This window comes from Streptomyces sp. NPDC058045 (genome assembly GCF_042885635.1).
Lineage (GTDB): Bacteria > Actinomycetota > Actinomycetes > Streptomycetales > Streptomycetaceae > Streptomyces.
This window is the reverse complement of sequence record NZ_JBHVRR010000027.1, coordinates 14,429-39,529: the sequence shown is the minus strand read 5'-3', so window position 1 is coordinate 39,529 and position 25,101 is coordinate 14,429. Positions and strand designations below refer to the sequence as shown.

The window sequence follows — 25,101 nt, the reverse complement described above, 5'->3', positions numbered from 1 at the left end:
CAGATCCGCTTGGGGGTTGAGCGGCCGGCCGGTGCGGATGACGGTCTCGGGCGTACGACGGTGGGGTGGCGGCCGGGGATGTCGCAGGACGAGGCCTGGTTGGCGGGGCGCGGGATCTGGAAGTTCAACGCGGATCGGGCCCTGGCCCAGGACGAGGCGCAGATCATCGCCCTCGACGGCACGGTGCTCGCCGTCGCCCGGATCACCGGCATCACCAAGCACCGGGACCGTTACGCTCTCGAAGGCCATGTGCTGCGCGGCGACCCCCGGGTGGGCCGCGCCACCCCCAGCCCGCATCTGTCCCGCAACCCCGTCACCTACATCTGAGAGCCCGGACCGATGAGTGACTTCGACGCGATCGACTCACTGCTCGACTCCGTCACGCCCGAGGCCGAGCTGCCCGAGGCGCAGGTGCGCCGCGAACTGCGGGAGCGGGCAGGCCTGTCCAAGGCGCAGGTCGCCAGAGCAGTGGGCGTGAGCCCGGCCACCGTCGGCGCCTGGGAGTCGGGCCGCGCCCCGGCGAGCGAGGCGCGTTCCAAGTACGCCTACCTGCTGGAGGGCCTGGCCGCGAAGCTCGCCCCTGCGGCTCCGGCGGCTCCGGCGGCTCCGACCGCTCCGGCGGCTCCGACCGCTCCGGCGGAAGCGGTGACCCCGGTGACCCCGGCGGTTCCGGACTCCGAGGTCGGCAGCGGCGGCGTCGGCGGCTCGGCCGGTGAGGACGCGGGGGCCGTGACGGACGCGGAGGACGCGGAGGACGCGGAGGACGTCGAGACGTTGCCCGTACCGGAGCCCTGCGTACTGTGCGGGGCGGCGGCCCGGCATCGTGTGGCGGGCTTCGCACAGCACCTGGACCCGGCCGACTGCGAAAGCGCCCCCGCCCCGCCGCCCGCCGCACCCCGCCGCACGTCGCCCACCCCAGCCACAAGGCCCAGCACGCCCCGAAAATCCGCACCGCTCGGGGAGTCCGCGCCGTCCCAAAAGCCCACGTCACCAAGGAAGTTCACGCCCCCCAGGAAGTCCGCATCGGATGACGACTGGATCGGGCGGGCCGTTCGGGAGGCGCTTGCCGCCAACGAAGGCGATGTCGAGGCCGCCACCGCCCAACTCGTGCGCAGGGCGATCCCGGACGCGATGGCCCTGCTGGACGACACCCGCAAGGGCGCCCGGTACGACGTGATCGCGCACCCGTGGGTGCCGGACGTCCTCCGCAAGCAGACCTCGCGCGGCGCCGACCAGATCTGGGAGGGCCGCCCCCGGTGGTCCCGCCACGAACTGCCCCCCGGCGAACACAAGATCACCGCTCTCGACGTCAACGGTGCCTACCTCAGCGCGCTCAAGACCCATTTGCCGATCGGGCAGTTGGAGCACTCCACCGGCTTCGACCACGACCGCCGCCGAGCCGGCGTCCACCTGGTCACCCCGCCGCACTGGGACCACGAGGACGTCCTGCCCAACCCGATCGGCCAGCGCGACGAACCCGGCCCCCTCTGGATCACCGAACCCACCCTCCGCCTGCTGCAACGCCTCTCCGGCCCCGGATACGGCCTCTGCGAGCCACCCGAGATCCATGAGTCGTACACCTCCGGAGCCACGGAGAACCTGCTGGAGAAGTTCCGCACCACGCTCAAGGACGCACGGGACCGGGCCATCGAGCAGGACGACGAGGTGACACTGGAGTATGTGAAGGCGATGTACTCCAAGTTCGTGTCCACGATGGGGGAGTCCAACTACAACCGGGAGTTGAACCGCCCCGACTGGATGCACCTCATCCGCTCGCAGGCCTTCGCCAACCTCTGGATGAAGGCGCTCAAAGCCCACGAGGAGGGGCTGATCGTGGTGCGCGCGATGGGCACCGACGAACTCCACGTCACCGGCGGCGACTGGCGCCGCGTCTTCGCCGAGGGCCGTGCGGTCACCGAGGTGAAGGTCAAGGACGTGTACACCGCCGGTTCCGAGGCCGAGGCCGGACCGGTGCCGGGGGAGGAGGACTAAGAACTCCTAACGAAATAGACCGGATAGTTGACCGGAGCGAGTAAAGCTCCAGCGGGCTAAAGCAGTTCCCCCGAGGCAGGCACCACGACGAGCGGGCCCGATGTCAGTGCCGTGTGGCACCGTCGGCGCCGTGATCACCGTCATCAGTCGAATCAATCGGGGGGTGCCCAATGGCGGCCAGTGATGAGGCGGCCGAGGAGACTGTGGAGGCCAGTGGCGTCCCGGTCCCCGAGGCGTGCGACGAGAGACAGGGCCAGGATCGGCTTCCTCGGGCATACAAGCTGTGGCTTGTTGGCATCCTGGTGTCGCTCGTGGGCAATGCTGTCTTCTACTTCGCCCTCGGCTGGGCGGCCAGCGAGTACGGCGGGAGCATCGCGGGGCTGGCCCTGAGCGCGATCACGCTGCCCCGCGTCCTGCTCCTCCTCGTCGGAGGAGCGGTCAGCGACCGCGTCAGCGCACGCCGCGTGTTGATCACCGGTGACGCGGCGATGCTGATCTTCTCGCTCACTCTCGCAGTTGTCGCCTGCTCCCTGGGGGCCCCGCCCTTGTTGCTCATCGCAACAGGCATTGCGGTCGGTGTCGTCGACGCGTTCTATCTGCCGGCCTCGGGCTCCATGCCCCGCCGGCTGGTAACCCAGGCCCAGTTGCCTCGCGCGCTGTCCCTCAGACAGGTCGGCGGCCAGGTGATCAACATGGGAGGCGGTCCGCTGGCCGGCGTGCTGGTCGGCCTGGCCGGGTTCGCGGGTGCCGCTTTCGTCAACGCAGTCACCTTCGCCTTCACCCTGGTTGTCCTGACCGTCGTTCGCCCCCAGCACGACGTGCCTCCGACCCCGAAGACGGACGGTCTTCTCAAGGAAGCCTTGAGCGGGGTGAAAGTGGCCTTCTCCCATCCTGTGCTGCGTCCGGGACTCTGGCTCACCGGGGCAGCGGCCGGGTTCCTGCTACCCGTGCTGTCCCTGCTGATCCCCCTGCTCGCGCGCGAGGAGGAGTGGGGCGCGGGAACTGCCGGGCTGGTGCTCGGAGCTCAGGGCTTGGGCATGGTGGCGGTCACCCTGGTGGTGGTGAAGCGCGGGCCACTGGGGCGGCCTGGTCTGATGGCGGCGAGCGCGCTGGTCCTGGCGGGTGGGGGCGTCCTCGCGCTCGGTCTCTGCCCCAGCGCGACCATCGCCGTCGCCGCCGGCCTGGTCATCGGCGTCGGTAACGGGACCTTCTCCGCGCACATCGCGCCGCTGGTTCTCGCGTCATCACCCGACTCCCACTTGTCGCGGATCCAGGCAGTGCTGGTACTCGTGCAGAGCGTGGCCCTGTTGCTGATGAACAACGTGCTTGGTGTGCTTGTCGACCTTCAGGGCGCCACCGTCATCGTCGTCGCCTGTGCCGTCATGCTTATCGGCGTGGGGCTCACAGGTCTGGCCTCGGACCCGCTCCGAAACGACCGATCGGGACTGAGTCGCCGCTGACTTCAACCGCCGGTGGAAAGTGCTACCGCAGCGACTTCAGGCGCCGCCAACAGATCAGAGCGCAGCCGAGGATGAGGAACGCCTCGTGGATGTCATCGCGTATCTCCCAACGGATCCGAAGTCGGCGGAACCAGTGCAGGTGGGCGAACGCGCGCTCGACCACCCACCGTTGAGCCCCCAGGCCGGAACCATGTGCGGTGCCGCGGCGGGCGATCAGCGGCTTCACGCCGAGATCCCAGACGAGTCGACGGTACTTGTCGTGGTCGTAACCGCGATCGCCGAGCACGACGTTCGGGCGGCGCCGGGGTCGGCCGCGCTTGCCGCGCACGGGAGGCACGGCCTGGAGCAGTGGAATGAGCTGGGTGACGTCGTTGCGATTGCCGCCGGTCAGGGTGGCGGCGAGGGGGATGCCGGTGGCATCGGTGATCAAATGGTGCTTGCTGCCCGTCCTACCCCGGTCGACAGGGCTTCGTCCCGTCTTGGTCCCCCCTTTAACGCTCGGATGTGGGAGCCGTCGACGGCCGCCCGGGAGAAGTCCAGGACGTTCGCGCCGCGGAGTTCAGCGAGCAGAGCCTCGTGCAGTTGGGGCCATACGCCGGCCTCGGTCCACTCGGCCAGGCGGCGCCAGCACGTCATGCCCGAGCCGAAGCCAAGTTCCTGCGGCAGGTGTTCCCAGGCGATCCCGGTGTGCAGCACAAACAAGATGCCCTGGAACACCAGTCGGTCCGGATGCCGCTTGCGTCCCGGGTGTCGAGTCCGGCGCTCGACCTTGGGCAACAGCAGCTCGACCATCGCCCACAACTCGTCATCAACTTCCCACGGCTTCGGCCGAGCCACTCCGCACCCCCAGATCAACAGTCCCAGGGTGATCCAACCAACTCGAAGATAGTTTCGTTAGGAGTTCTAAGTGCCCGACAGGAACCAGGAGTTCGGGAGGTTCGGCGCCCGAGGCATCAAGGGCCATGAAGCCGTGGGCCGCCGCCTCGACTCCCTCGCCGGCTTCATCGCCACCCCCGTCACCCAGCGACGCGGACTGATGGCCCGGCTCCACTACCTCACCCGCACCCCCCACGCCAGAGCCGCCGCCCGCCGGGCCGGACTCACCGTCACCGACCGCACCCTCAACGCCTGGCTCACCGAGCGACGGCGACCCACCCCGCAGAACCTCCAGCGCATCGAGGACGCCTACCGCACCGTCCGCCGCCACAACGTCGCCCGCCACCTCCTCCAGCGACTCAACCGGCAGGGCCGGGGCACCCGCGTCGAGTTCCACCCCCTCAACCAGTCCCAGGTCACCCGCCCCCACCAGCGCGTCGTCGGCTTCCGCACCCTCAACGTCCGCCGCTGGGACGCCGTCGTCGAAGCCTGGGCCGCCGCCGACGACACGGCCCTGGACACCGCCTGGTTCGACGGCATCACCATCGATCTCGGCTCCGACTACGGCGCCTACGAATACGTCACCACGATCGGTTTTGCTGCCTGAACGTCCGTCCGCTGACGCGGTCCGTGACGGCTCCGCTGGGAACTCATCGGCCTGGCCGGCGCCGGTAGCCTTCGTAGCCACGCACTGGATGGGCTCGCTCCACCGCGCCGCCGCTCTGAACTACCTGCACGTGCTGGGACGTTGAGCGATTGGCCGTACCCCGGATGCGGTGAGAGGGGTGCTTGTACCCCGCGCTGCCGATACCACACGCGTTCGCCTCACTGCTCCCAACTCCCGTCCCACAGCGGGGCGTTCAACGTCCAGTGCAGCCCCCCTCCACCGGCCTCCGTACTCACACCCGCCCGTCCCGGACCCCGGGCACTTGTAAGCTCAAGCCATGGCATTCACCAGCACCCCGCACCACTGCTTCCTGTGACCAGGTGGCGCTGAGGGCGATGCCGGACGGCGTCGCCCTCCTCGGTGTGCCTGCGGCATGAACCGCCCTTCAGACGCTGCCAGTTCCTGTTCCTGCCTCGGGCAGTGCAGGGCAGCGACCTTCCGCGTGTGCGTGCAGGCACAGGGCCTCCCCTCTCACCTCACCGCCGCCAAGGAGTGCTGCCACGTGCCCGTTTCGCTTCCCCCTGCCCTCGAACTCTGCCTTGACCTGCTGCGCTGCCCGACCTGCCGTACGAGCCCGCGTCCGCTGAACCCGGACCGCAGCACACTGCGCTGTCCGGCCGGGCACACCTTCGACATCGCCCGCCACGGCTACGCCAGCCTGCTGACGGGCGTCCGCGCCACCAGCGGCGACGACACGGCCATGGCCCAGGCCCGGGACCGCTTCCTGGCCACCGGCCGATACGAGCCGATCCGCCGTGCCGTCGCCCATCTCGCCGCCGACGCCCTGCCCGAACGGGGCACGGTCGTCGACGTGGGGTGCGGTACGGGCTACTACCTGTCCGGCGTACTCGACCAGCGCCCCGGCACCCGTGGCCTGGGCCTGGACACCTCGGTACGCGCACTGCGCTCGGCGGCCCGAACCCACGCCCGAGCCGCCGCGGCCACCTGGGACGTCTTCCGTCCCTTCCCGCTCGGCGACGGGGTGGCCGACGTGGTGCTGGATGTGTTCGCCCCGCGCAACCCGGCCGAGTTCCACCGCGTACTCCGCCCCCACGGCCGGCTGATCGTCGTCCGCCCCACCGGCCGGCACCTGTTCGAACTACGCGGCCGAGTACCGGCCTTGGTCACCATCGACCCCGCCAAGGAACAACGCCTGCACCGCGCGCTGAACCCCTACTTCAAGTCCGCGCTCACCCAACTGATCGAGTACCCCATGGACTTGACCGGCCCCGAGGCCTCGGACCTGCTCGGAATGACACCGAGCGCCCGCCACGTAAACCGCGCCGCCCTGAGCAAGGCCGACCTACTACCCACCCGAGCCACCACCTCCGTACTGGCCACCGCCTACCGGCTCCGGTAACCACGACCTACCGCCGGGCACCCGCCCTGGGGCCTGTAGCCGTGGCTTGTCGCAGAAGACGGTGCCCACCTCGGCGCTCAACTCGCTTGCATGTTACGCGGGATGACGTGGTGCGGGGTGTTAGTTGAGCTGGATCGCCCTTGCTGTGCTATCGCTCATCCAGCAGCCCGACGTTGGCGTGACCCACTACGAGCGGTGCCCTTCTGAGGGTCCCTGGGCGAGGCAAGGAGTGTTCTCCTCGCTCGTGGTCGGTCTGGGTTTGCGGGTTCCAGTGGTGAGGTGTGGTGCCTTATGAGTGGCTGCGGGACGGTTCCGGCTCGTGCTGCGTCGTCTCGTCGTGGTGGGGGAGCAGGAGTGGTGTGGTCAGGATGAGGAGTCCTGTGACGGTGAGAGCGGGGCGTGGGCCGGTGAGGTCGGCGAGTAGCCCGGTGAGTGCGGTGAGGACGGCGATGGACGCCTGCTGACCGATCGACCAGGCCGACAGGGTGCGGGCGACGAGATGCTGGGGGGTGTGTTCGAGGCGGTAGGTGGCGAGCACCGGGCCGTACAGGCTCATGTTGGTGATGATCGCCAGCTCGACGGCCATCACGGTGACCAGGCCGACGACGCCGGGGCGGACAAAGGCCAGGCCGATCAGCCAGATGGCGCGCAGGGTGCCGACGGTCCGGAAGACCCGGTGCCGGCCGAAGCGGGCCACGACAGGGTGGGCCAGTCGGGAGCCGATGAGTCCGCCGAGGCAGGGGGCGGCGAAGGCGAGGGCGTACTGCCAGGGTGGGAACCCGAGTTGGCGCAGCAGGAGCACGGCCAGCAGTGGCTCGGTGGCCATGATCAGACCGGCGACGAGTATGTGGTTGAGGTAGAGCGGGCGCAGGCCGGGGTGGCCCATGATGTGTCGCCAGCCGTCGAGCAGTGTGCTTGCCCGGACCGGGGTCTTGCCGGTCGTTCGCGGTGCTTCTTCCTGGCCGCGGATCGCGGTGATGCCCAACGCGGAGAGCAGGTAGCTGAGCGCGTCGGCCACCACGGTGGTGACCGGCCCGAACAGGCCGATCGCCGCTCCGCCCAGTGGTGGCCCGACCGCGATGGAGCTCCAGTTCGTGGACTCGAACCGGGCGTTGGCGACGAGCAGGTCGTCCGGTCGGACGAGGGCCTTGAGGTAGGCGCCGCCGGCCGCGTTGAAGGCGATCTTGGCTGCGGCCACCAGGGCCGAGACCACGAGCAGTTGGACGAAACCGAGCCATCCGAAGGCGTACGCGACGGGGATCGTCGCCATGGCCGCGAACCGGGCCAGATCCATCATGATCATGACGGGGCGCTTGGGCCGGAACTCCACCCACGGCGCCAGCGGCACCGCGATCAGCGCACCCACCGCGGGCCCCACCGCCGACAGCGCGGACACCTCGCCGGGTCCGGCGTGTAACACCAGCACGGCGATCAGCGGCAACGCCCCGAATCCCAGCCCGGACCCATAGGCGCTCACCGCATAGGACGCCCACAGCCAGCCGAACTGCCGCCCCAGCCGTCTCCTGCCCACCATGCTCAGTGCACCCCCCTGAAGTCCCAGCAGAACAACCGACGTTGACCGATGAGAGATAAGCGGGCAGGACAACAGCAGGTCAAACAACTGACCCGCCAGCAATCCACAACCATCGGTTGTTCACTACGGTGGGGCGCCTGTTCACCAAGGTGGGCCGCCTGTTCACCACGGTGGGTCGCTGTTCACTACGGTGGGTCGGCGTGGATCTCGAAGCAGTACGTACCTTCGTCGCCGTCGCGGAAGCGGGCCAGTTCCAGAAGGCCGCCGTCGACCTGTCGATCAGCCAGCAGGCCGTCTCCAAACGCATCGCCGCGCTGGAACGCGCCCTCGGCGTGCGGCTGTTCACCCGTGCCCCACGCGGCGCCGAGCTCACCATCGACGGGCAGGCATTCCTGCCCCACGCACGGGAGTTGCTGCGCGTCGCCGAGCGCGCAGGCGCGTCCGTGCGCCCCGGCCGCCGTCCGCTGCGCGTCGATGTGATCGCCTCGCGTAGCGCGCAGTCGAGCCTGATGCGTGGCTTCCACCGCGCACACCCCGACGTCGACCTCGACGTGCTGATGCTGCTCGACATCGAGACCGCCATCACCGCCATCCGATCCGGCGCGATCGACGCCTCCTTCCGCGCTGTCGCCGCGCCCGGCCGACCCCTTCCCGACGACATCGCCTCCGTCCGGGTGCTCGACGAGCCGCTCCAACTCCTCACCGGCCCCGCCCACGCACTGGCAGGCGCCCGCTCGGTGACCGTCGCCCAGCTCACCGGGCACCGGATCTGGATGCCCGGCATCGCCCCCGGTACCGAGTGGGGCGCCTACTACGAGGACCTCGTCGCCGAGTTCGGCCTCACCATCGAGGTGACCGGCCCCAACTTCGGCTCCGACGCGCTCCTCGACACCATCTCCGACACCCCGGCCCTGGCCACCTTCATGGGCGAGCACAGCCGCCTCATCTGGCCCGCCGGCCACGGCCTGCGCCGTATCCCGGTAACCGACCCGACGCCCGTCTACCCGCACTCGCTCCTCTGGCACCGCGACAACCCCCACCCGGCCCTGGCCACCCTCCGCACCCACCTCGCCACCACGACGGCCCGCCACGACGCGGCCGGGACCTGGACGCCGGGCTGGGTGATACCGCCAAGTCGACGCCGGGCGGGGGGCGTTCAGCGCGGTCAGCGCGGATCACGCGGATGAGATACGGCCGGAGGACCTGCCGATGATTGCGGCCGAGACACTCGCGGCCGGGCTGGACACCCCGACGCCGTGCGAACGCGCCGGGTGGCCTCGCAACGCGGTGCTCATCCTTGGCGAGGGGGGGGGGCCGCCACCTTCACCAGAAGGGGTAAGTCACCGCAGTGGAAGGGAACTTGAGCCCCCCGGGAGGGGCGCCGCCTCACCTCTACCGCCCAGGTTTGCCCGTAGCGGAGGAGTCGTGGGAGGGTTTCGCGTTGTCTCTCTGGAAGGGCTGGTCATGACGCTCGGCATGGTTCTCGGTGACTTCTTCTCTCGCGCTTCGACGCGGGAGCGGTAGTAGCCCCCTGGCCCCGGCTGTAGCTCTGCCCGGCTGACACGCGCCAGGTGGCGGTGTCAGGCCCTTGCTCCTCTCCTGCTCCTCGTCGAAGTGCTCTTCGTGCCCCGCACGTTCGATCACGAGGAGTACCCGGTGTCCACGATCCACTGGACCGAGAGCAACACCAACAGCAACACCCAGCGCCATGCCGCCCGTTGGCATTTCGAAAGCTCAACTCCCCCTCCCCGCACGGTGGTCAGCGCGGACGATCGGATAAAGGCCGACACCGCGTACCGTCTGGCCTGCGAGGGCACCGGTCTGCTCTGGCGGGGTGACTACCACAACGCCCGCCAGCTTCTAGGGTCGTTGAGCCGCCGCATCGAGCGGCGAACCACCCGGAGACCCACTCAGAAGCCCACCCTGCAAGACGGCACCCCGGCAGCCCTCTTCCACCTGCACCGTCGGTCCCGTAGTCACCGTGCCCGCGTGCTGGGCAGGCTTCTTGTCCTGCTGGAGGACGGCTACCGTCTGGAGCTGCGCCGGGCCCCGGAGGTGCGGCGGGCGTGTGCCGAGGCGTACGGTCCGTGGTCCGGGCCCATGGTTGTCCCGCTCACCGAACTGCTCGGTGTGATCGGGGCGCATCAGTGGCGTACGAAGGGTGTGCGGGTACCAGCTCTCGGTGCTCGGATTCACCCGCACTACGGGGTGTTCTCCCCGGTCAGAGGTGAGTACGTCGACCTTGTCGCGCAGGCGCCGCTGCCCCCGCCGTGTGCTACCGCGTTCGATCTCGGTACGGGTACCGGAGTGCTCGCGGCCGTCCTGGCGCGCCGGGGAGTCGGCCGCGTCGTGGCCACCGACAGCAGTGTGCGGGCGCTGGCCTGTGCGCGCGACAACGTGCGCCGGCTGCACCTCACCGGGTGCGTCGACATCGGGGGCTCTGGGCTCTTTCCCGCGGGCCGTGCGAACCTCGTCGTCTGCAATCCGCCCTGGCTCCCGGCCCGGCCCACCTCCGCCGTGGAACAGGGCGTCTACGACCCGGGCGGCAGTATGGTCCACGGCTTCCTGACCGGGCTCACCGCGCATCTCGAACCGGGAGGCGAAGGCTGGCTCATCCTCTCCGACCTGGCCGAACTCCTCGGTCTGAGGGCGCGCGGCGAACTCCTGGCCGGTATCGAGGCGGCCGGCCTGCGCGTGGTGGACAGGATCGACACACGGCCGCGACACCGCCGAGCGGCCGACACCACCGATCCCCTACACGCCGCCCGAGCCGCGGAAGTCACCTCACTCTGGCGCCTCACCCATACGTGACGCGCGCGGCGCACGGCCACCGCGTACTGGACCCCTACTTCAGGTCCGCGCTCACCCAACTGATCGAGTACCCAATCCATGGCGGGGGTAGAACTGCTGGTCAGCAAGACTGCTCCCCGCGCCCGCTGGGGCTGCTTGCGGAGAGGGTGGCGCCGTGGAGGGGGGCCGGGGGAGAGTTCGCGTCGGAGTTCCTCGTCGAAGAGGTACAGGCCGCTCGCGGGTGCGCACCATGGGTCGGGGAGTTGGGACGGGTCGTTCAGGGCGTCGGGCATTCCGCCAGCCTCGCAGTCGTCCCGCAGTCCCGCTCCCGCTCCCGACTTCCGCCCCGTTCAGGGGTGTTGGGGGTCGAGGTCGTCGGTGTGGCCGGCTTCGAGGCGGGGCCACTGGGGGATGGGGCGGCCGTCGCGGCGTAGGCGGATGTGGTCGGCGGGGGTGCCCTGGACGACCGGCCAACCGGGCGGGGAGTCCTCCCAGAGTTCCTGGCGGCCGTATGCGGTGAGGTCCATCAGGGCGTAGCTGTAGTCCATCTCCTCCACACCGCGCAGGGTCGTCCAGTACGTCTCGAAGACGCGGTCGCCGTCCCGGAGGTAGCAGACGAGGTGCATCATGCCGACCTGGCGGCCTTCCAGGAGGGTGTCCAGGGAGGGGAGTGCCGAGTACCACGGGATGTGCCAGCCCATGAAGTCGCGGTAGCGGCGGCCGGCCTCGTAGGGGCCCTGGCAGAAGACGGCGTAGGTGATGTCGCGGGAGTGGAGGTAGGACAGTTCCTGGACCTGGGAGGTGACCCAGGTGCAGCCCTCGCACTGCTCGGCGGCGGGGTGTCCGTCGTGCCACATGAAGTAGTAGGCGATGAGTTGCCGGCGGCCTTCGAAGGCGTCGAGGAGGGTGAACGGGCCGTTGGCGCCGGTGAGTTGGAGGTCGGCGGGCACCTCGACCATGGGCAGGCGGCGGCGGGCCGCGGCGATCGCGTCGCCTTCGCGGGTGTGTGCCTTCTCGCGGATCCGCAGTCGGTCCAGTCGGGACTGGAAGGTGGCCCGGTCGGTGATGGGTGGGAGTGCGGGTGGCCGGTCGGCGGTGTTGTCGGCGGTGTCGTGGTCCTGGTCAGTCATGGGGTGGTTCCTCGGCGGGATTCGGGGTGGTGGGTGGTGGTTGCTCCGCGAGTTGCTTGATGGTGCGGAGGCGGGTCTCCCAGGAGTGGCCTATGCGGTCGAGTTCGCGGGCGAGTTGGCCGAGGCGGGTGCCGAGGGCGAGGTGGACGATCTCGCGTCCGCGCTGCTCGGACTCGATCAGGCCGACCTCGCGCAGCACCTCCAGATGCTTGACGATCGCCTGGCGGCTGACCGGCAGCTCACGGGCGAGTGCGGACGCCGATTTGGGGCCTTCGCCGAGCCGGGTGAGTATCTCCCAACGGGTCGCGTCGCCGAGTGCGGCACACACGGTGGGGAGGGGGGCGGCGGGCGGGGTCATCGGCGCTCCGTCCGGTCCGCGGTGCCGTCTGCGTCCGCCGTACCTGTACCGGCGTCGGTGCCCGCGTCGGTGCCCGAACCGGTGCCGGAGCCCGCGCCCCGTTCCGCGTATGTCTTCGCGGCCGAGAGTTCGATACGCCAGCCCTTGACGTTGCCCTCGCGCTGCTTGAGCCAGGTGGCCGGGTCCTCGGAGAGGCTGGAGAAGCCGCTCTCCACCACGCGCAGGGTCACCCCGCCGCCGTCCCGCTCGTCGATCCAGAACTCCAGCAGGGTCGACGGTGCCGACTCGTTCCGGAACGGGGTCCCGATCCAGCGGAAGGCCGCGTACCGGGGCTTGTCCAGGGTCACCGTGCGGAAGCGGAACTCGCCGAGGGTGGGGTGGCGCAGTACCGCCACGTCGTCTTCGTAGTGCAGGTCGGGGTCCGGGTCGACGGCGCCGTCGTTGACGTACCAGCCGGGGCGGGCGATCAGGTCCCAGACTCGTTCCGCGGGGGCGTCGATGTCGATCTGCCGTGCGATCCGGTCGAGTTCGGCCAGTTCCTCGGCGGTGTGCGGGTGGGGGTGGGCCTCGTCGGTGCCGGTGGGCGTGTTGTCGGTCATGGGGCAGCCCTCTTCTCCTGTTGCGTGTGGTTCGTTCCGCGTCTCTGTCGTGCGACTTGCAACTCCAGGGTTGCATGTGCGCGTCGGTACTGCAACCGGTGGGTGGCAGGTCGGCCCGGGGTGGCGGTGGACGGGCACCGGTGGCCCGGACCCCCGACCGCCGTACCGTGCAGAATGCGGTCATGGCAGACATGCGCATCCGGGCCGTACGCCTGGACGAACTGGGCGTGCTCCAGGACATCGAGAGGGCCGCCGGGCGGTGCTTCCGCGATATCGGGATGCCGGAGATCGCGGACGACGAGCCGCCTCCGCTCGACGAACTCGCCCGCTACCACCACACGGGACTGGCCTGGGTGATGGACGACGGCACCGGTACCCCGGTCGCCTATCTGATCGCCGACCGTGTCGACGGCAATCTCCATGTCGAGCAGGTCTCGGTGCACCCGGACGGTGCACGGCGCGGTGTCGGGCGGGCGCTGCTGGATCACCTGGCCGGCCACGCCGTAACGAACGAGGCGGCGTCCGCCCTGACGCTCACCACCTTCACCCAGGTCCCGTGGAACGCCCCCTACTACGCGCGCAGTTGTGGCTTCCGGCTGCTGGACGAGGACGGGCTCACCCCGGGCCTGCGCGAGATCCGCGAACGCGAGGCCGCCCACGGTCTGGACCGCTGGCCCCGGGCCTGTATGCGCCGAGCACTGTGACACCACAGCCACCCGCCACCCCAACTACCGTGCGCCGCCAGGCCGTTCAGTCACCGCCGGGCCGCCGGTGCCCTCCGTGGCCTCGGTGACCGGCTGGCGCAGGATGGTCCTCAGCCGTGCACACACACCATCAGCAACGGCCTCCACCGCGAAGACGCTCTCGTACTAGGTGTGCCTGATGTTGTGCGTCATGCGTCGGCAGTTGGGCGACTCGGTGTGCGATGCGGCCTGCCACTGTGGTTGGGGGATGGGACGCGGTTGCGCTTAGGGGGTATGGGCGCTTTGCCGGAATCGGCGAAAGTTGCTGACAACGGGGCCACGGGGCGGTAGAACTGCTGGTCAGCAAGACTGCTCCCCGCGCCAACGGGGATGGACCCCGGGCGTCGGGCGGCACGCAGTCGACACGAACGGAATGGCGCCGTGCGGAACGTTCCGCGAGTGGGTCGCCTCAGAAATCGACTTCCTGGCCTTCTAGCACCCGACTCGACGAACGCCCGACACGGGGACGGTGAGGAGCTGAATTCGGTGCGAGGTACGACCGACGACTGGCGGAAAGACCGGATCGGCAGTGCCCTGCGGGGAGAAAACCCCACGGTACTGCGGAAGTTGGCGGCCGGGTTCGCGGTGATCGGGGACGTCCAGTTCCTGCCCGGATACTCGGTGCTCCTGGTGGACGATCCCGCGGTGGGGCGGTTGTCGGATCTCCCGAAGGAAAGGCGGATGGCGTTCCTCTCCGACATGGACAAGCTGGGAGAGGCCGTCGAACGTGCTTGCCGGCGGCTCGACTCGGCGTTCCGGCGGGTCAACCTGGAGATCCTCGGTAACACCGACCCTTTTCTCCATGCGCATATCTGGCCGCGGTTCGACTGGGAGTCGGCCGACCTGGTCGGAAGGCCGGTATGGCTCTATCCACGTGAACGCTGGCACGACGAGCAGTACGCACTCGGACCGCAGCACGCCACAATCCGCAGGGCGATCACCCGCGAACTTGACCTCCTCACCTCCTGACTCCCGGGAACAGGAAATCAGCCGCACCGTTTCTTCTGTGGCCTTGTTCTTCTGTGGCCTTGCGGATCAAGGCCCTTGATTATTGAGATTGACCTTCAGGTGCTCGGTCCACCGAGAGCTGGGAGTGTGCAGCCGGTGAGTTGTTCGGCACGCTCGGCTAGCAGCGGCGCCAGTTCCGGGTGTCCGCCCCGTTCGGCGACCTGCAACAGCTCGGCGAGGGCGACGAGTTCGCCGATGCGGCCAGCACGGCTGGTCAGGACGTCGGCGAACTCGGAGCGGATCCGGGCGGATGTGGCGGACTGGGCGAGCGCATAGGTGTGCAGGAGGCCGATGTCGTATCCGTACGGCGCGCGCCCCCAGGTTTCCCAGTCCAGGACGGCCAGCGGCTCCCCGGTGAGGTTGCCCCAATGGAGGTCGCCGTGTGCGGTGACCCACTCGATCACCGTCGGCGCCGGGATGCCGAGGAACCGGGGGAACGAGCGCACGATCCATTCCTGCCGGACGGCCTCCCGGTCGGTGGGCACCGCGGCCACCTGGTGCAGAGTGCGGCGCAGGTCGGACCACCAGGTGCGGGACAGCTCGGGTTCGCGGTCGAGGACCGGGCCGCCTGTCTGGAGGACGGGCTGGGTGACGTAGGCGGTCAGTTCGGCGCGGTAGGTGTGGCCGTCGCTCGCCCAGTCGCGCATAGCGGCCAGACGAGGCCGGGGGATCCCGGCCGGGATGAGGCGTTCTGCTGCGGCGGTGCCTTCCCACAGCTTGCCGCCTTCCTTGCCCGTGTCGACGGACAGCAGCCGCAGCCAGGTGCCACCGGCCCGGCGCCCGAGGGTGCGGCCCTCCCATCCCCAGGTCTCCGGCCCGGTGCACGTGACTCCGAGCAGCGCGGCGGCGTGTTCGTGCTCGGTGCACATGCGGTCACGGGTGGCGGTGTCGGGCGGGGGCGAGGACATCGGTCACCTTTCTCAACTGGCAGGCGTCCAAGGGTAGGGCGAGCGCGGCAGCCGATTCCCTCCAGTGCACTTCGGAGCTGGCCGAGGTGAGTACGACGTCCAGGCTGGGGCAGGAGGCTGCTGCCAGCAGGCACACGGCGGCCCGGGACAGGCCGGGCTGGATGAAGTCGACCAGTTCCGGTGTCACCATTTCCGGGAGCTGTCCGCCGTGCAGCGGCGCCGACCCGAATGTGGTGAGCCCGGCTGCGCGGGCCTGGACGAGCGGGCCCCGCCCGCCCAGGGCGAGGGCGATCGGCTGGATCACCACCAGGGACACCGGCATCTGGACGGCCAGCAGGTGGTGGGTGTCGCCGCCGGACGCCTGCTGAGCCAGGCCGATCAGTTCGGGCACGGTGAAAAGGCCCTGCCTGAAGCCGGACCAGGTGGCCACCCCGTACCCGCCGATACGGCCTGCGTGGGCGAACTCCTCCAGCTCGGTGAATGCGCCGAGGAGCGCGGAGTGGAGCTCCGCACGGTCCTCTGACGCCCTTTCCGGATTGTGGACGAACACGAGGTCGGCGCGGCCGAGGCAGGCTGCGGCCCGGGCCGTCTGCCAGCGCACGAACCGCGGGTTCAGGCTGTGGCCGAACGCAGCCTCCTCACGGCTCAGAACGCCGGTACCCACCGCGGCTGCGATCTGGGCGCCGATCATGAATCCGGTCTTTGTCGCCACCCGCACCCAGGGGTGCTCGGCGAGTACCGGGCCCAGCTCTTGGTGGGCCCCTCCGCCCGCATAGTTCGGGGCGGTGTCGATCCACGGGACCCCGGCCGAGCACGCGGTGCGCGCCGCCTCCGCGACGGCACGCACCCGGTACGTTCCCAGCCCCAGGGCGGCGCTCACGCGACCACTCCGAGGACCGATGCGGCCTGTCCTTGCACCAGTGCGGTCACTACGGCGGCGACATCTTCCAACGACTGCGAAGCGCTCGCGGCGAGTACGCCGAGAGTCACCGGCTCTCCGCAGAGCAGGGCGTCGAGCATCGGCCGGGCCGGGGCGGCGAAGTCCCACGACATCCCGGCCGCCCCTCCTGCGTCCCCCCAGGACATGAACGGAATCGCGCCGTGCGGAACGTTCCGGGAGTGGGTCGCGACAGAAATCGACTTCCTGAGCTTTCAGCGTCGGTTGCGGCCGTTGTCGGTCGGTTCGGGGAGTCGGTACGGCTTCCTCATGATTACGAATGTGGCTTCGGCAGTTCTCTACGTGAGTGACCAGGACGCGGCACTGGCCTTCTACCGGGATGTCCTCGCCTTCGAGGTCGTGACGGACGTGGACATGGGGCAGGGTGCCCGGTGGCTGGAAGTGAGGCCGAGCGGAGCGCAGACCTCGATCGTTCTCTCGGATGCCGCCGCTTTCGGGAGAGCTCCGGGAGACGGCGCCCATCTCACCTTCGCGTCCCCTGACGTCGCGGCCACGGTGCGGCAACTCCGTGAGCGCGGCGCCGTCGTCTCCGATCCGACGATCCGGCCGTGGGGGGACCTACGCCACCGTCAACGCACCCGATGGCCACAAACTTCAGTTCAACGAACGCCCGGCCCGGGTGTGTTGAGGCGCTGATCTAGCGCAGAGCGCGCACCGAGGAATCCGCCCTCGGTACGCGCTCACCCGCACATCGGTCGGGGTCAGGCGTTGAACTCTTCCGCCTGAGTCCCGTCGATGAACGCCCGCCATTCACGTGCGGTGAAGGAGAGATTGGGGCCGCTCGGGTCCTTGGAGTCACGAACCGCCCGACCGCCGCCGGGAAGAATCGCAACCTCGACGCAGTTGCCGTTGTTGCCTGAGTAGGAGGACTTGACCCAGGCGAGGTTCTTCGTGGGGTTCGGGTGCTTGTTCGTCACTTGGTTACCGTTTCTTCTATGGCCTTGCGGATCAAGGTTCTTGACTTAGACACGTCGCAAGCCGCGACATTCAAACGCCGGAACAGCGTTCGATACACGTCGGTGTCGGATTTTTCCTCGTAGTACACGGTGCCGGTGGTCGACTCCGCGTAGGCGACGTCCGACTCTGATGTCGACGGAAAGCTCATGATGACGAACGGGCCGAAGAGTGCCGCGTTCAACGGGCTTTCGACCGGGAGGACTTGCAGCTCGACGTTGGTCTCTTTGCTGGAGGCGAGGAGCGATTCGAGCTGTTCACGCATGACGTCCGGGGTGCCGACGCGGTGACGCAGTATGGCCTCGGAGAGGATGACCCACAGATGGACCGGGTCCTCGTCGCGAGTGAGGATCTTCCTGCGTTCCTCGCGGACCTTGATCTGGGTGTCGACTTGCTCCTGCGAGGAGTCCGGGGCCTGAATCCTGATGACTGCCTCGGTGTAGGCGGGCGTCTGCAACAGGCCGGGGATCAGGCTGGTCTCGACGTCGTAGATCTCGGCCGCGTCGGACTCGATGGCGATGTATGCCGTGTAGGTCGGATCGATGGAGTTGCCGTACTCGGCCCACCAGCCCTTTTGTTTGGCGGCTCGGGCCAGCTTTTCGAGTTCCGCTCGCTGGGCCTTGTCCGTGATGCCGTAGGCGTCGAAGAGGGCTCTCAGGTCGAGGAGGCGGATTCCTGACTGGGCGTTCTCGATGCGGGTCATCTTGGACTCCGCGCAACCGAGAACTTCCGCGGCATCCGAATGCTTCAACCCCGCCGCGATGCGCAGCTCCTTCAATGTGCGCGCCAACCGGCGTTGCCGAATCGTCGGGTTGTGGGTGATCGGCACTCCGCTACCTCCGCTCTGTACCTGGTAAGTCTGCCCGCTACCCACCGTCACGGCAACTCCTGGTAGTGACACTCGAAGTGGGGACTTGACACTTCGGTGGTCCCAAGGTGCATGGTGGTCAGGCGTCGGTTGGGCGGGTCGACTCGTCGGCGGCGTATGGAAGGTGACGAACCGTCACATCACGTATCACCCGTGACAGGGGGTCGTATGACCAACGCCCATCGGTTAAGCGCTCGGTATCCGCGGAGCAAGGCGAGTGTCGGCAGGGCGCGGGAGTTCGCGCGCAGGTTCGCCGAGGGGGCGGCGCTCGACGGGACCTCGGACGATCTCGTTCAGATCGTCTCGGAGCTGGTGGCCAACGCCATCGTCCACGGCAGGACGGCACGCGATCGCCAGGTCGCGCTCATGCTCGACATGGACTCCGACCGCGTACGGGTGGAAGTGCGGGACGTGGGTGACGGGATGCCCCGAAAGCGTTGTGGTGAGCGGGACTTGGCCGTATCCGGGCGCGGGCTTGAGATGGTGGAGATTCTGTCCTCGGCGTGGGGAGTCACGGAACAGGTGATCGGCAAGACCGTATGGGCTGAAATCCGAATCGCTGGCGAAGGGGGATCCGGAACATGCGATCAGTAATGCGGTTCGTGGACCAGACGCTGAGAACAGATCCCGACGCCGAACAGGGTTTGGCGCACGCGTGGTGCATGTCCTGCGGTGAACGTTCACCGGAGACGGAGGACAAGGACAGGGTCCAGATGTGGTGCCTGAAACACAGCGGCCTTACGCGTCACGCCAGTTACCGGGCGGTCGTCACCAACTACTTCGTCGTACGGCCGGCCGGTGCGGCGACGGACCGCAGGGACCGTAGGGACTGAGGGGCGGGATGAAGGGACGGGAAGGGAAGAGGAAGGCCGAGGAGAGGAGGGGAGGAGAGGGAGGTGTCAGTGGAGGACCTCGAAGATGTTCTTCTGGAGGCCGTTGGCGTAGGCCTTGTGGTCGAGGAGGCGGAGCTTCTGGGTGTCCTTGTCGGTGGTGCTGAAGAGGCGCTTGCCGGCGCCGAGGAGTAGGGGGAAGACCAACAGGTGGTAGCGGTCGATGAGGCCGGCGTCGGAGAGGGCGCGGTTCAGGGTGGCGCTGCCGTGCGTGATGATGGGGCCGCCGTCGGTCTCCTTGAGCGCGGCCACCTCGGCCAGGGAGCGCAGGATCGTCGTCTCGCCCCAGTTGGTGACGAGGTCGCTCTCGGTGAGGGAGCGGGACACCACGTATTTGGGGAGGTCGCGGTATCGGGTGAAGTCCTCCATGTCCGGCCAGACGGGGCTGAACGCCTGGTAGCTGACGCGGCCGAACAGCATCGCGGTGGCCTCTTCCTGCTCCTGGCCCTTCAGCTCGAAGGCCTCGGGGAGGAACTCGATGTCCTTGAACGTCCAGCCCGCGTTGCGGTAGCCGGACTCGCCGCCGGGGGCTTCGACCACACCGTCGAGTGAGATGAAGGCGGTGCTGATGAGAGTGCGCATCGGGGTCCTCGTTCCTGGGTGGGCCGTGTCGGGCGCGGGGGGTCCGCGCACGGGTGGTGAATGCTGATTCCACCACTACGACCGCGGAGGACGGCGAAACTCATCGGTCCCGGCCCCGCCAGGAAGGACGTGCCCCATGCCCACCCCAGAACCCGCTGTCGGCACCCCCGCGACCACCGAGCTGGACGCCCGCTACAGCTCCGCGCTCAATCCCCGGCCCGGTGCCGAGAACGCCACCGCCACCGAATGGGCCGTGGCGGAGGGGGAGTTGGCGCGGGCGGAGATCTTCTGGCTGTCGACGGTGCGTTCCGATGGGCGGTTGCATGTCACGCCTGTGATCGCGGCCTGGCACGACGGGCACCTGTTCTTCTCCACCGGCCCCGGCGAGCAGAAGGCGAGGAACCTCGCCGGTGACGCCCACTGCGCCCTCACCACCGGGCGGAACTCCCTCGCCGAGGGGCTCGACCTGGTGATCGAGGGTACGGCGGCGCGGGTCGAGGACCCGGCGCTGAGGGAGGCGGCGATCGCGGCGTACGAGGCGAAGTACGGGGCGCACATCACCTCGTCCGAGGGCACCTTTCACGGTATCGGGGACGGGATGCGCGCGGGGCAGGTGGCGCTGTTCGCCGTCACCCCGGCCACCGCTTACGGCTTCGGGCGGGACAACGGCCGCTATACGCACACCCGTTGGACGTTCTGAGGCGGGGGTGCGGTGGCGCACCGCGGCCCCCGGCGGTGTCCCGTCCGGGTGCCCTGGGGAAAGGGGCGGTGGGCGGGACGTGCCGGGGGCCACGGTGTGACGGCCGTTGTACGGACGGCCGCCGGAACGGTGCCGGTCAGCCGAGGCGGCTCCGGTCAGGCGGAGTACCCCTTCGGGGGGATGAGGGTGGCGAGGAGGTTGAAGGAGATCCAGTAGATCTGGTTGCCGCCGAAGGAGGCGGGGTCGGCGATGAGGACGTTCTGGTTGGCGTCGTCGTAGCCGATGACCGTGAAGTAGTGGAAGATCGTCTGGTCGTTGGGGTAGCCCGGCGGGTGGTTGTTGGGCGGGGCGACGATGTTGGCGACGATCGGGTAGTTGTTGTTGATGTCGAGGACGATGTCCCGCCAGAGCAGGTCGCGTTGGGCCTGGCTGGGCGGGTCGTTCGGCATCTGCTTGGTCTCGTACCAGCCGGTGCCGAGGTTGTTGTTGAGGACGTTGGTGACCAGGCCGATGTGGTCGGTGCCGTTCTCGGTGGTGCCGAGCTGCCCGGCGAGGTTGCCCTGGCTGGGCGCCCCGATGCGGGCGGAGAGGGCGATACGGGTGGCGGCGGGGCCGCACCAGTAGCCGGTCTCCTGGACCTGGTAGTCGACGTTGAGGGTGTGCGCGGACCGGGTGTGCGCGCCCTCGACGTGGAACCGGGTGCCCGGCTTGTTGTGCCCGCTGACGACGGCGGTACCGGCGCCGGTACCGTTTGCCAGCACGTCGACGTGGGAGAGCGCGGAGGCGGGCGTGGCCGGCCGGGCGTCGGCCTGGGCCAGCGCGGGGGCCATCAGCACTCCGGCGGCGGCCATCGCGACCGCCGTGGAGACAAGTCTCTTACGCATGTGAACTCCTGTGGGGGGAAACGGAGTTGAGGCGGGTTGAGGCGGGTTGAGGTGGGTGGCGAACGGGTGGGTTACGGGATCGGCGGGACCGTCGGGCTCTCCTGGGCGAGCAGGTCGCGGGCGAAGCCCTCCCACTGGGCGTAGGCGTCGGGGAACGCCGAGACCTGGACCGCCTGGCAGACGTCACCGGGCGGCATGGTCTCCCAGCCGGCGATCTGGATCAGGCCGGGGTTGCTGCCGAAGTCGGCCACCCCGTAGAAGGACTTCGAGGAGGTCGGCACGTCGGTGATCTGCTCCGGGGTGCCCCAGCCGGTGCTGGGGCGCTGCTGGAAGATGCCGAGCGAGTCGTGGTCGACGGGCGACAGGTAGTTGACGAACTTCGACTCCTGCATGGCCGTCATCAGCGCGATGACCTGGCCCTGTTCCGGGATGCCCGCGCCCTTGCCGACACCGATGACGGTGCGCGCGTTCGCCAGCTCCTCGGGGCCGAGGTCGGCGGCGGTGCGGAAGGTCTGGTGCAGTTCGGCGTCGGAGGCCTTGCCGAGGGCCTTCGCGGTGGCGCCGTCGACGACGCCGGTGGCGGCCAGGCCGTGCCGCTGCTGGAAGTTCTTCAGACCGTGGCCGCTCGCCGTCGCGGTGGACGAGGGGGCGTCGGACGCGGGGACGGCCGCGGTGGCCGTGCCGGGCACCGCGAGCAGTGCGCCCGCGGCGACGAGTGAGGCGGCCAGTATGGCGGGGCGGGTGAGGTGGGTACGCAACGCCGGCTCCTTCAGGGATCGTTGCCACGTCCCCGCCCGTCCGCCGGCGTACACACCTGGCCGGTGTGCGGGGGCCGCGAGGGGCGTGCTGCCGGGACGCGACGTGGTGGGGGGATGTCTGACTACGGCAACCCGAACAGGGTCCGCGCATGAGCATGACAGCCGCAATGCCTGAAAGCCCAGGCTTACATCCTCCGCTCACCGGACGCCCCAACGGGGCGGCGCTGCAAGGCCGTTGGGGTCTCGTCAGGTCAGAGTCCGAACAGTTCCGCCGCGTTGTCGTGGCACACCGCCCGCAGCCACTCCGGTCCGAGGTCCAGCCGTTCCAGGGCGCGGAGTTGGTGCAGGTAGGGGTAGGGGATGTTGGGGAAGTCGGTGCCGAGGAGGACGCGGTCGCCGAGGTCGGCGAGTCTGGGCAGGGCCGCGCGCGGGAACGGCATGAAGCCCTCGGTGAAGTCGGTGAACGCCATCGTGGTGTCCAGCCGCACCCCCTCGTACCGTTCGGCGAGGCCGAGGAAGTCCTCGTACTCCGGCATCCCCATATGGGCGACGACGAGGCGCAGCCGGGGGTGGCGGGCGAGCAGTCGGGCGACGGGCTCGGGGCCGGTGTGCTGGCCGGGGGCGGGTCCGGAGCCGCAGTGCATCACGACCGGGGCACCGGCCTCCGCCAACAGCCCCCAGGCGGGCCGGAGTTGCTCATCGGTCGGGTCGTACGCGCCGACCTGCACATGGGCCTTGAAGACGCGGGCACCGGCTTCCAGGGCCTCGCGGACATAGGCGCCGGTGTCGGGCTCGGGGTAGAGGGTGGCGGTGTGCAGGCAGTCGGGGGTGCGGTGGGCGAAGCCGGCGGACCAGCCGTTCAGCCACCTTGCCATACCCGGTTTGTGCGGATAGAGCATGGAGGTGAAGGCCCGCACCCCGAACTCCCTGAGCAGCGCGGTGCGTTCGGCTTCTTCCCGGCGGTAGGTGATCGGCCACTCCAGCCCGTTGAGCAGGGGACCGGAGGTGTCGAAGTAGTTCCACACCTTGTGCAGCACACGCTCCGGCATGAAGTGGGTGTGCACATCGACCAGCCCCGGCAGCCCGAGCCCACCCCAGAAACGACGGACCTCACCGGCCTCACCGGCCTCACCGGCCTCCTCGGCCATCTCCGGCATGTCCGCCGTGTCCCCGTGGTGGGAACTCATCCCCGTCTCCCCTCTCCCCGGCCTCGGCGCCGCGGCCCTGCGGACGACCGGCACTCGGTGGACGGTAACCGATGGCCCGGTGGCCCGGCGCCGCCCAGCAGTCGACGGTGACCTGCTGGGCCGGGCTCCAGTGCTGGGTGACGGTGGCCAGGTGGTGCCAGCCGAGGCGTGCGTAGAGGTGGGCGGCGGCGGTGTCGGAGGTCAGGACGTCGAGTACCGGGTGCAGGGCGCGGTCCCGGGCCGCCGCGGTGGCCCGGGTGAGGAGCAGTGCGCCGAGGCCGTGGCCGCGGGCCCAGGGGGCGACGAACAGGCGGCTGAGGACGGCGGTCGCGGTGGTGGGGCTTCCGGTGTGGGCGCTCCATGCCGTGGGCGCCGCGTCGTCCGGGGTGGCGTGGCAGAGGGCGGCGTGACCGGCGACGCGGCCGTCCAGCTCTGCCACCCAGGAGGCGGTATGGGCGGGCGGCGTCAGCCAAGTACCGGGCGCGGCGGGCCAGTTCAGGGGATATCCGTCGGCGGTGTGCACCTCGGCCAGTATCCGTACACACCCGTCGAGATCGCCGCCCGTCCGTGCCCGCACACCGCGGGGCGGGCGGGCTGTGGTGATTGATGTGCGGGTGCCCACCGGGGTATGGAAGCACAGGTGGGGGCGCGGGGCATTGGCTTCGGGTGGGGGCATCTGGCACGATCACGTCCGCCCGCCTTCGATGGTGTCTGCCGAGCATCGATGCCGACCGTGAACGGGGAAACGACCGCTGATGGAGACGTTCGAACTCGCCGCCCGACAGGCGGGGTTCACCCTCGACAGTTCCCAACTCGCGGCGTCCCGGCGGCTGATGGAACTGGGCGCGGCCCTCACCCGCAGGCGCCGCCTCCTCGGGGGCCGCGGTGAACCGCCGCGGGGTGTGTACCTCTGGGGTCCCGTAGGCCGAGGCAAGAGCTGGCTGGCGAACGTCTTCTACGAGTCCGTGGACGTGCGGCACAAGCACCGGGTGCACTTCCACGAGTTCTTCCGGGAGTTCCACACCGCGTACGCCCGCCACCGCGGCGACCGGGCCGCCTGTGACCACGCGGTGGCCGAACTCCTGGGCGACTGCCGCTTCTTGTACTTCGACGAGTTCCATGTGCATGATCCGGGCGACGCGATGCTGATCGCCCGGGTGCTCCGGTCGCTCTTCGAGCGGAGGATCACCCTGCTCGTCACCTCCAACTACGCGCCCGCCGGGCTGCTGCCGAACCCGATCCACCACCCCATGTTCGAGCCGGCCATCGCCCTCCTCGAAGACGCCCTCGACGTGATCGAGGTGTCCGGCCCGCAGGACTACCGGGCGGCGAACCGCCCCGCCGAACCGCGCACCGAGTTCGAACGCGGCGGCTATCTGTGGCCCGGCACCCCCGAGCAGTACGCGACGGCCGGCCTGCGGCCACCCGAGCCCGCGGAACGCGGCCCGCTCACCGTCCGGGACCGCGAGCTGAGCCCGCTCGCCGTCCGGGACGACCTGGTCTGGTGGGACTTCCACGAGCTGTGCGACACCACCACCTCCACGCTCGACTACCTCGCTCTCACCGACCGGTTCCACCACCTGGTCCTCTCCGGACTGCCCGCACTGGGCGCCAAGTACCGTGACGCCGCACAGCGTTTCGCCAACCTCGTGGATGTGCTGTACGACCGCGACATCCGCTTCCACCTGATCGGTACCGCACCCCTCGCGGACTGCCTGCGCGGTGAGGCGCTGCCCCTGGACATCAACCGGACCGCGAGCCGCCTCACCCTGCTCCCGGACCTCACCGCGCCGGACACCGCCACCGCCCCGACCGGGGCCTGAGCGCCGAACCCGCGCCCCACTTCCCCCCACCCGCCCCCGCGTGGGCACCGAGTCGCTTCGAAGGAGACGAGC

The 25,101-nt window shown here is 69.4% G+C and carries 28 protein-coding genes; 13 read left to right on the top strand and 15 right to left on the bottom strand.

Annotated features, from left to right (window positions below; all coding sequences use genetic code 11):
• Positions 1 to 78: 78 nt before the first annotated feature.
• The 3 genes from ACFVST_RS17920 (at position 79) to ACFVST_RS17910 (ending at position 3,452) form a co-directional block, all read left to right on the top strand.
• The gene (locus ACFVST_RS17920; RefSeq protein WP_390152360.1) at positions 79 to 327 is read left to right on the top strand and encodes a hypothetical protein; all 249 of its coding nucleotides are present in this window, start codon (positions 79 to 81) and stop codon (positions 325 to 327) included.
• Between the two features lie 12 nt (positions 328 to 339).
• Entirely contained in the window at positions 340 to 1,992 is a 1,653-nt protein-coding gene (locus tag ACFVST_RS17915; RefSeq protein ID WP_390152357.1) for a helix-turn-helix domain-containing protein, read from the top strand.
• 170 nt (positions 1,993 to 2,162) lie between these two features.
• The gene (locus ACFVST_RS17910; protein WP_390152355.1) at positions 2,163 to 3,452 is read left to right on the top strand and encodes an MFS transporter; all 1,290 of its coding nucleotides are present in this window, start codon (positions 2,163 to 2,165) and stop codon (positions 3,450 to 3,452) included.
• A 22-nt stretch (positions 3,453 to 3,474) separates the two neighbouring features.
• On the opposite strand, the gene ACFVST_RS17905 is transcribed toward ACFVST_RS17910, so the two are convergent.
• Positions 3,475 to 4,244 (bottom strand): IS5 family transposase gene (locus ACFVST_RS17905; protein ID WP_390152352.1). Its coding sequence is split into 2 segments (ribosomal slippage): positions 3,475 to 3,960 and positions 3,963 to 4,244, totalling 768 coding nucleotides; the frame shifts between segments, so codons are not numbered across the junction.
• A 115-nt stretch (positions 4,245 to 4,359) separates the two neighbouring features.
• Here ACFVST_RS17905 and ACFVST_RS17900 point away from each other — a divergent pair.
• Positions 4,360 to 4,935 (top strand): transcriptional regulator, encoded by a 576-nt coding sequence (locus ACFVST_RS17900; RefSeq protein ID WP_390152350.1) that lies wholly within the window; start codon positions 4,360 to 4,362, stop codon positions 4,933 to 4,935.
• Positions 4,936 to 5,497: 562 nt separating this feature from the next.
• Positions 5,498 to 6,355 carry a putative RNA methyltransferase gene (locus ACFVST_RS17895; protein ID WP_390152348.1) on the top strand — a complete coding sequence of 286 codons (858 nt, stop codon included), beginning with the start codon at positions 5,498 to 5,500 and terminating at the stop codon, positions 6,353 to 6,355.
• A gap of 289 nt (positions 6,356 to 6,644) precedes the next feature.
• Here the strand turns inward: ACFVST_RS17895 and ACFVST_RS17890 are convergent, their stop codons facing one another.
• Positions 6,645 to 7,889 carry an MFS transporter gene (locus ACFVST_RS17890; RefSeq protein ID WP_390152345.1) on the bottom strand — a complete coding sequence of 415 codons (1,245 nt, stop codon included), beginning with the start codon at positions 7,887 to 7,889 and terminating at the stop codon, positions 6,645 to 6,647.
• A 200-nt stretch (positions 7,890 to 8,089) separates the two neighbouring features.
• Between ACFVST_RS17890 and ACFVST_RS17885 the strand changes: the two genes are divergently transcribed.
• The gene (locus ACFVST_RS17885; RefSeq protein WP_390152342.1) at positions 8,090 to 9,076 is read left to right on the top strand and encodes a LysR family transcriptional regulator; all 987 of its coding nucleotides are present in this window, start codon (positions 8,090 to 8,092) and stop codon (positions 9,074 to 9,076) included.
• Between the two features lie 469 nt (positions 9,077 to 9,545).
• On the top strand, positions 9,546 to 10,700 hold the full coding sequence (locus tag ACFVST_RS17880; RefSeq protein ID WP_390152339.1) for a methyltransferase: 1,155 nt from the start codon (positions 9,546 to 9,548) through the stop codon (positions 10,698 to 10,700).
• Between the two features lie 329 nt (positions 10,701 to 11,029).
• On the opposite strand, the gene ACFVST_RS17875 is transcribed toward ACFVST_RS17880, so the two are convergent.
• From ACFVST_RS17875 to ACFVST_RS17865, 3 genes are read right to left on the bottom strand one after another with little or no spacing between them, the layout of a single operon-like run.
• Positions 11,030 to 11,809, bottom strand: a complete 780-nt coding sequence (locus ACFVST_RS17875; protein WP_390152336.1) for a DUF899 family protein — start codon at positions 11,807 to 11,809, stop codon at positions 11,030 to 11,032.
• Positions 11,802 to 12,167 (bottom strand): ArsR/SmtB family transcription factor, encoded by a 366-nt coding sequence (locus ACFVST_RS17870; protein ID WP_390152333.1) that lies wholly within the window; start codon positions 12,165 to 12,167, stop codon positions 11,802 to 11,804. The genes ACFVST_RS17875 and ACFVST_RS17870 overlap by 8 nt, the downstream gene beginning before the upstream one ends.
• Positions 12,164 to 12,766, bottom strand: a complete 603-nt coding sequence (locus ACFVST_RS17865; protein WP_390152330.1) for an ATPase — start codon at positions 12,764 to 12,766, stop codon at positions 12,164 to 12,166. The genes ACFVST_RS17870 and ACFVST_RS17865 overlap by 4 nt, the downstream gene beginning before the upstream one ends.
• 191 nt (positions 12,767 to 12,957) lie before the next feature.
• On the opposite strand from ACFVST_RS17865, the gene ACFVST_RS17860 reads away from it, so the two are divergent.
• Together ACFVST_RS17860 and ACFVST_RS17855 are read left to right on the top strand one after the other, a co-directional pair.
• Positions 12,958 to 13,470: a GNAT family N-acetyltransferase gene (locus ACFVST_RS17860; RefSeq protein ID WP_390152491.1), complete on the top strand. Its 513-nt coding sequence runs from the start codon at positions 12,958 to 12,960 to the stop codon at positions 13,468 to 13,470.
• Between the two features lie 525 nt (positions 13,471 to 13,995).
• Positions 13,996 to 14,478, top strand: coding sequence for an HIT family protein (locus ACFVST_RS17855; RefSeq protein WP_390152327.1), 483 nt, complete (start codon positions 13,996 to 13,998; stop codon positions 14,476 to 14,478).
• A gap of 95 nt (positions 14,479 to 14,573) precedes the next feature.
• Here the strand turns inward: ACFVST_RS17855 and ACFVST_RS17850 are convergent, their stop codons facing one another.
• Genes ACFVST_RS17850 through ACFVST_RS17840 form a run of 3 tightly spaced genes read right to left on the bottom strand, consistent with a single transcriptional unit; the run spans position 14,574 to position 16,478 of the window.
• Positions 14,574 to 15,425 carry a phosphotransferase gene (locus ACFVST_RS17850; RefSeq protein ID WP_390152324.1) on the bottom strand — a complete coding sequence of 284 codons (852 nt, stop codon included), beginning with the start codon at positions 15,423 to 15,425 and terminating at the stop codon, positions 14,574 to 14,576.
• Positions 15,391 to 16,305 carry an aldo/keto reductase gene (locus tag ACFVST_RS17845; RefSeq protein WP_390152322.1) on the bottom strand — a complete coding sequence of 305 codons (915 nt, stop codon included), beginning with the start codon at positions 16,303 to 16,305 and terminating at the stop codon, positions 15,391 to 15,393. Before ACFVST_RS17845 ends, ACFVST_RS17850 begins: the two co-directional genes overlap by 35 nt.
• Positions 16,302 to 16,478 (bottom strand): hypothetical protein, encoded by a 177-nt coding sequence (locus ACFVST_RS17840; protein ID WP_390152319.1) that lies wholly within the window; start codon positions 16,476 to 16,478, stop codon positions 16,302 to 16,304. The genes ACFVST_RS17845 and ACFVST_RS17840 overlap by 4 nt, the downstream gene beginning before the upstream one ends.
• Positions 16,479 to 16,509: 31 nt before the next feature.
• Here ACFVST_RS17840 and ACFVST_RS17835 point away from each other — a divergent pair, with 31 nt between their 5' ends.
• The gene (locus ACFVST_RS17835; RefSeq protein WP_390152316.1) at positions 16,510 to 17,019 is read left to right on the top strand and encodes a VOC family protein; all 510 of its coding nucleotides are present in this window, start codon (positions 16,510 to 16,512) and stop codon (positions 17,017 to 17,019) included.
• Positions 17,020 to 17,084: 65 nt separating this feature from the next.
• Here ACFVST_RS17835 and ACFVST_RS17830 read toward each other — a convergent pair whose 3' ends face one another.
• Positions 17,085 to 17,300 carry a DUF397 domain-containing protein gene (locus tag ACFVST_RS17830; RefSeq protein WP_390152313.1) on the bottom strand — a complete coding sequence of 72 codons (216 nt, stop codon included), beginning with the start codon at positions 17,298 to 17,300 and terminating at the stop codon, positions 17,085 to 17,087.
• Complete coding sequence (locus tag ACFVST_RS17825; RefSeq protein WP_390152311.1) at positions 17,297 to 18,166, bottom strand: helix-turn-helix domain-containing protein; 870 nt, start codon at positions 18,164 to 18,166, stop codon at positions 17,297 to 17,299. Before ACFVST_RS17825 ends, ACFVST_RS17830 begins: the two co-directional genes overlap by 4 nt.
• A 207-nt stretch (positions 18,167 to 18,373) precedes the next feature.
• On the opposite strand from ACFVST_RS17825, the gene ACFVST_RS17820 reads away from it, so the two are divergent.
• Positions 18,374 to 18,799: an ATP-binding protein gene (locus ACFVST_RS17820; protein WP_390152308.1), complete on the top strand. Its 426-nt coding sequence runs from the start codon at positions 18,374 to 18,376 to the stop codon at positions 18,797 to 18,799.
• 305 nt (positions 18,800 to 19,104) lie between these two features.
• On the opposite strand, the gene ACFVST_RS17815 is transcribed toward ACFVST_RS17820, so the two are convergent.
• Complete coding sequence (locus ACFVST_RS17815) at positions 19,105 to 19,677, bottom strand: dihydrofolate reductase family protein (protein WP_390152306.1); 573 nt, start codon at positions 19,675 to 19,677, stop codon at positions 19,105 to 19,107.
• 136 nt (positions 19,678 to 19,813) lie between these two features.
• On the opposite strand from ACFVST_RS17815, the gene ACFVST_RS17810 reads away from it, so the two are divergent.
• Positions 19,814 to 20,377 carry a pyridoxamine 5'-phosphate oxidase family protein gene (locus tag ACFVST_RS17810; RefSeq protein WP_390152303.1) on the top strand — a complete coding sequence of 188 codons (564 nt, stop codon included), beginning with the start codon at positions 19,814 to 19,816 and terminating at the stop codon, positions 20,375 to 20,377.
• Between the two features lie 155 nt (positions 20,378 to 20,532).
• On the opposite strand, the gene ACFVST_RS17805 is transcribed toward ACFVST_RS17810, so the two are convergent.
• The 4 genes from ACFVST_RS17805 to ACFVST_RS17790 all read right to left on the bottom strand — a co-directional run bounded on the left by ACFVST_RS17805 (position 20,533) and on the right by ACFVST_RS17790 (position 23,783).
• Entirely contained in the window at positions 20,533 to 21,261 is a 729-nt protein-coding gene (locus tag ACFVST_RS17805) for a C39 family peptidase (RefSeq protein ID WP_390152301.1), read from the bottom strand.
• Positions 21,262 to 21,332: 71 nt separating this feature from the next.
• Entirely contained in the window at positions 21,333 to 22,019 is a 687-nt protein-coding gene (locus tag ACFVST_RS17800) for a peptidoglycan-binding protein (RefSeq protein WP_390152299.1), read from the bottom strand.
• Positions 22,020 to 22,270: 251 nt separating this feature from the next.
• Entirely contained in the window at positions 22,271 to 23,176 is a 906-nt protein-coding gene (locus tag ACFVST_RS17795) for an amidohydrolase family protein (protein WP_390152488.1), read from the bottom strand.
• Positions 23,148 to 23,783 (bottom strand): GNAT family N-acetyltransferase, encoded by a 636-nt coding sequence (locus ACFVST_RS17790; RefSeq protein ID WP_390152296.1) that lies wholly within the window; start codon positions 23,781 to 23,783, stop codon positions 23,148 to 23,150. Before ACFVST_RS17790 ends, ACFVST_RS17795 begins: the two co-directional genes overlap by 29 nt.
• A 178-nt stretch (positions 23,784 to 23,961) precedes the next feature.
• On the opposite strand from ACFVST_RS17790, the gene zapE reads away from it, so the two are divergent.
• The gene (gene zapE / locus ACFVST_RS17785) at positions 23,962 to 25,029 is read left to right on the top strand and encodes a cell division protein ZapE (RefSeq protein ID WP_390152293.1); all 1,068 of its coding nucleotides are present in this window, start codon (positions 23,962 to 23,964) and stop codon (positions 25,027 to 25,029) included.
• Positions 25,030 to 25,101: the final 72 nt, after the last annotated feature.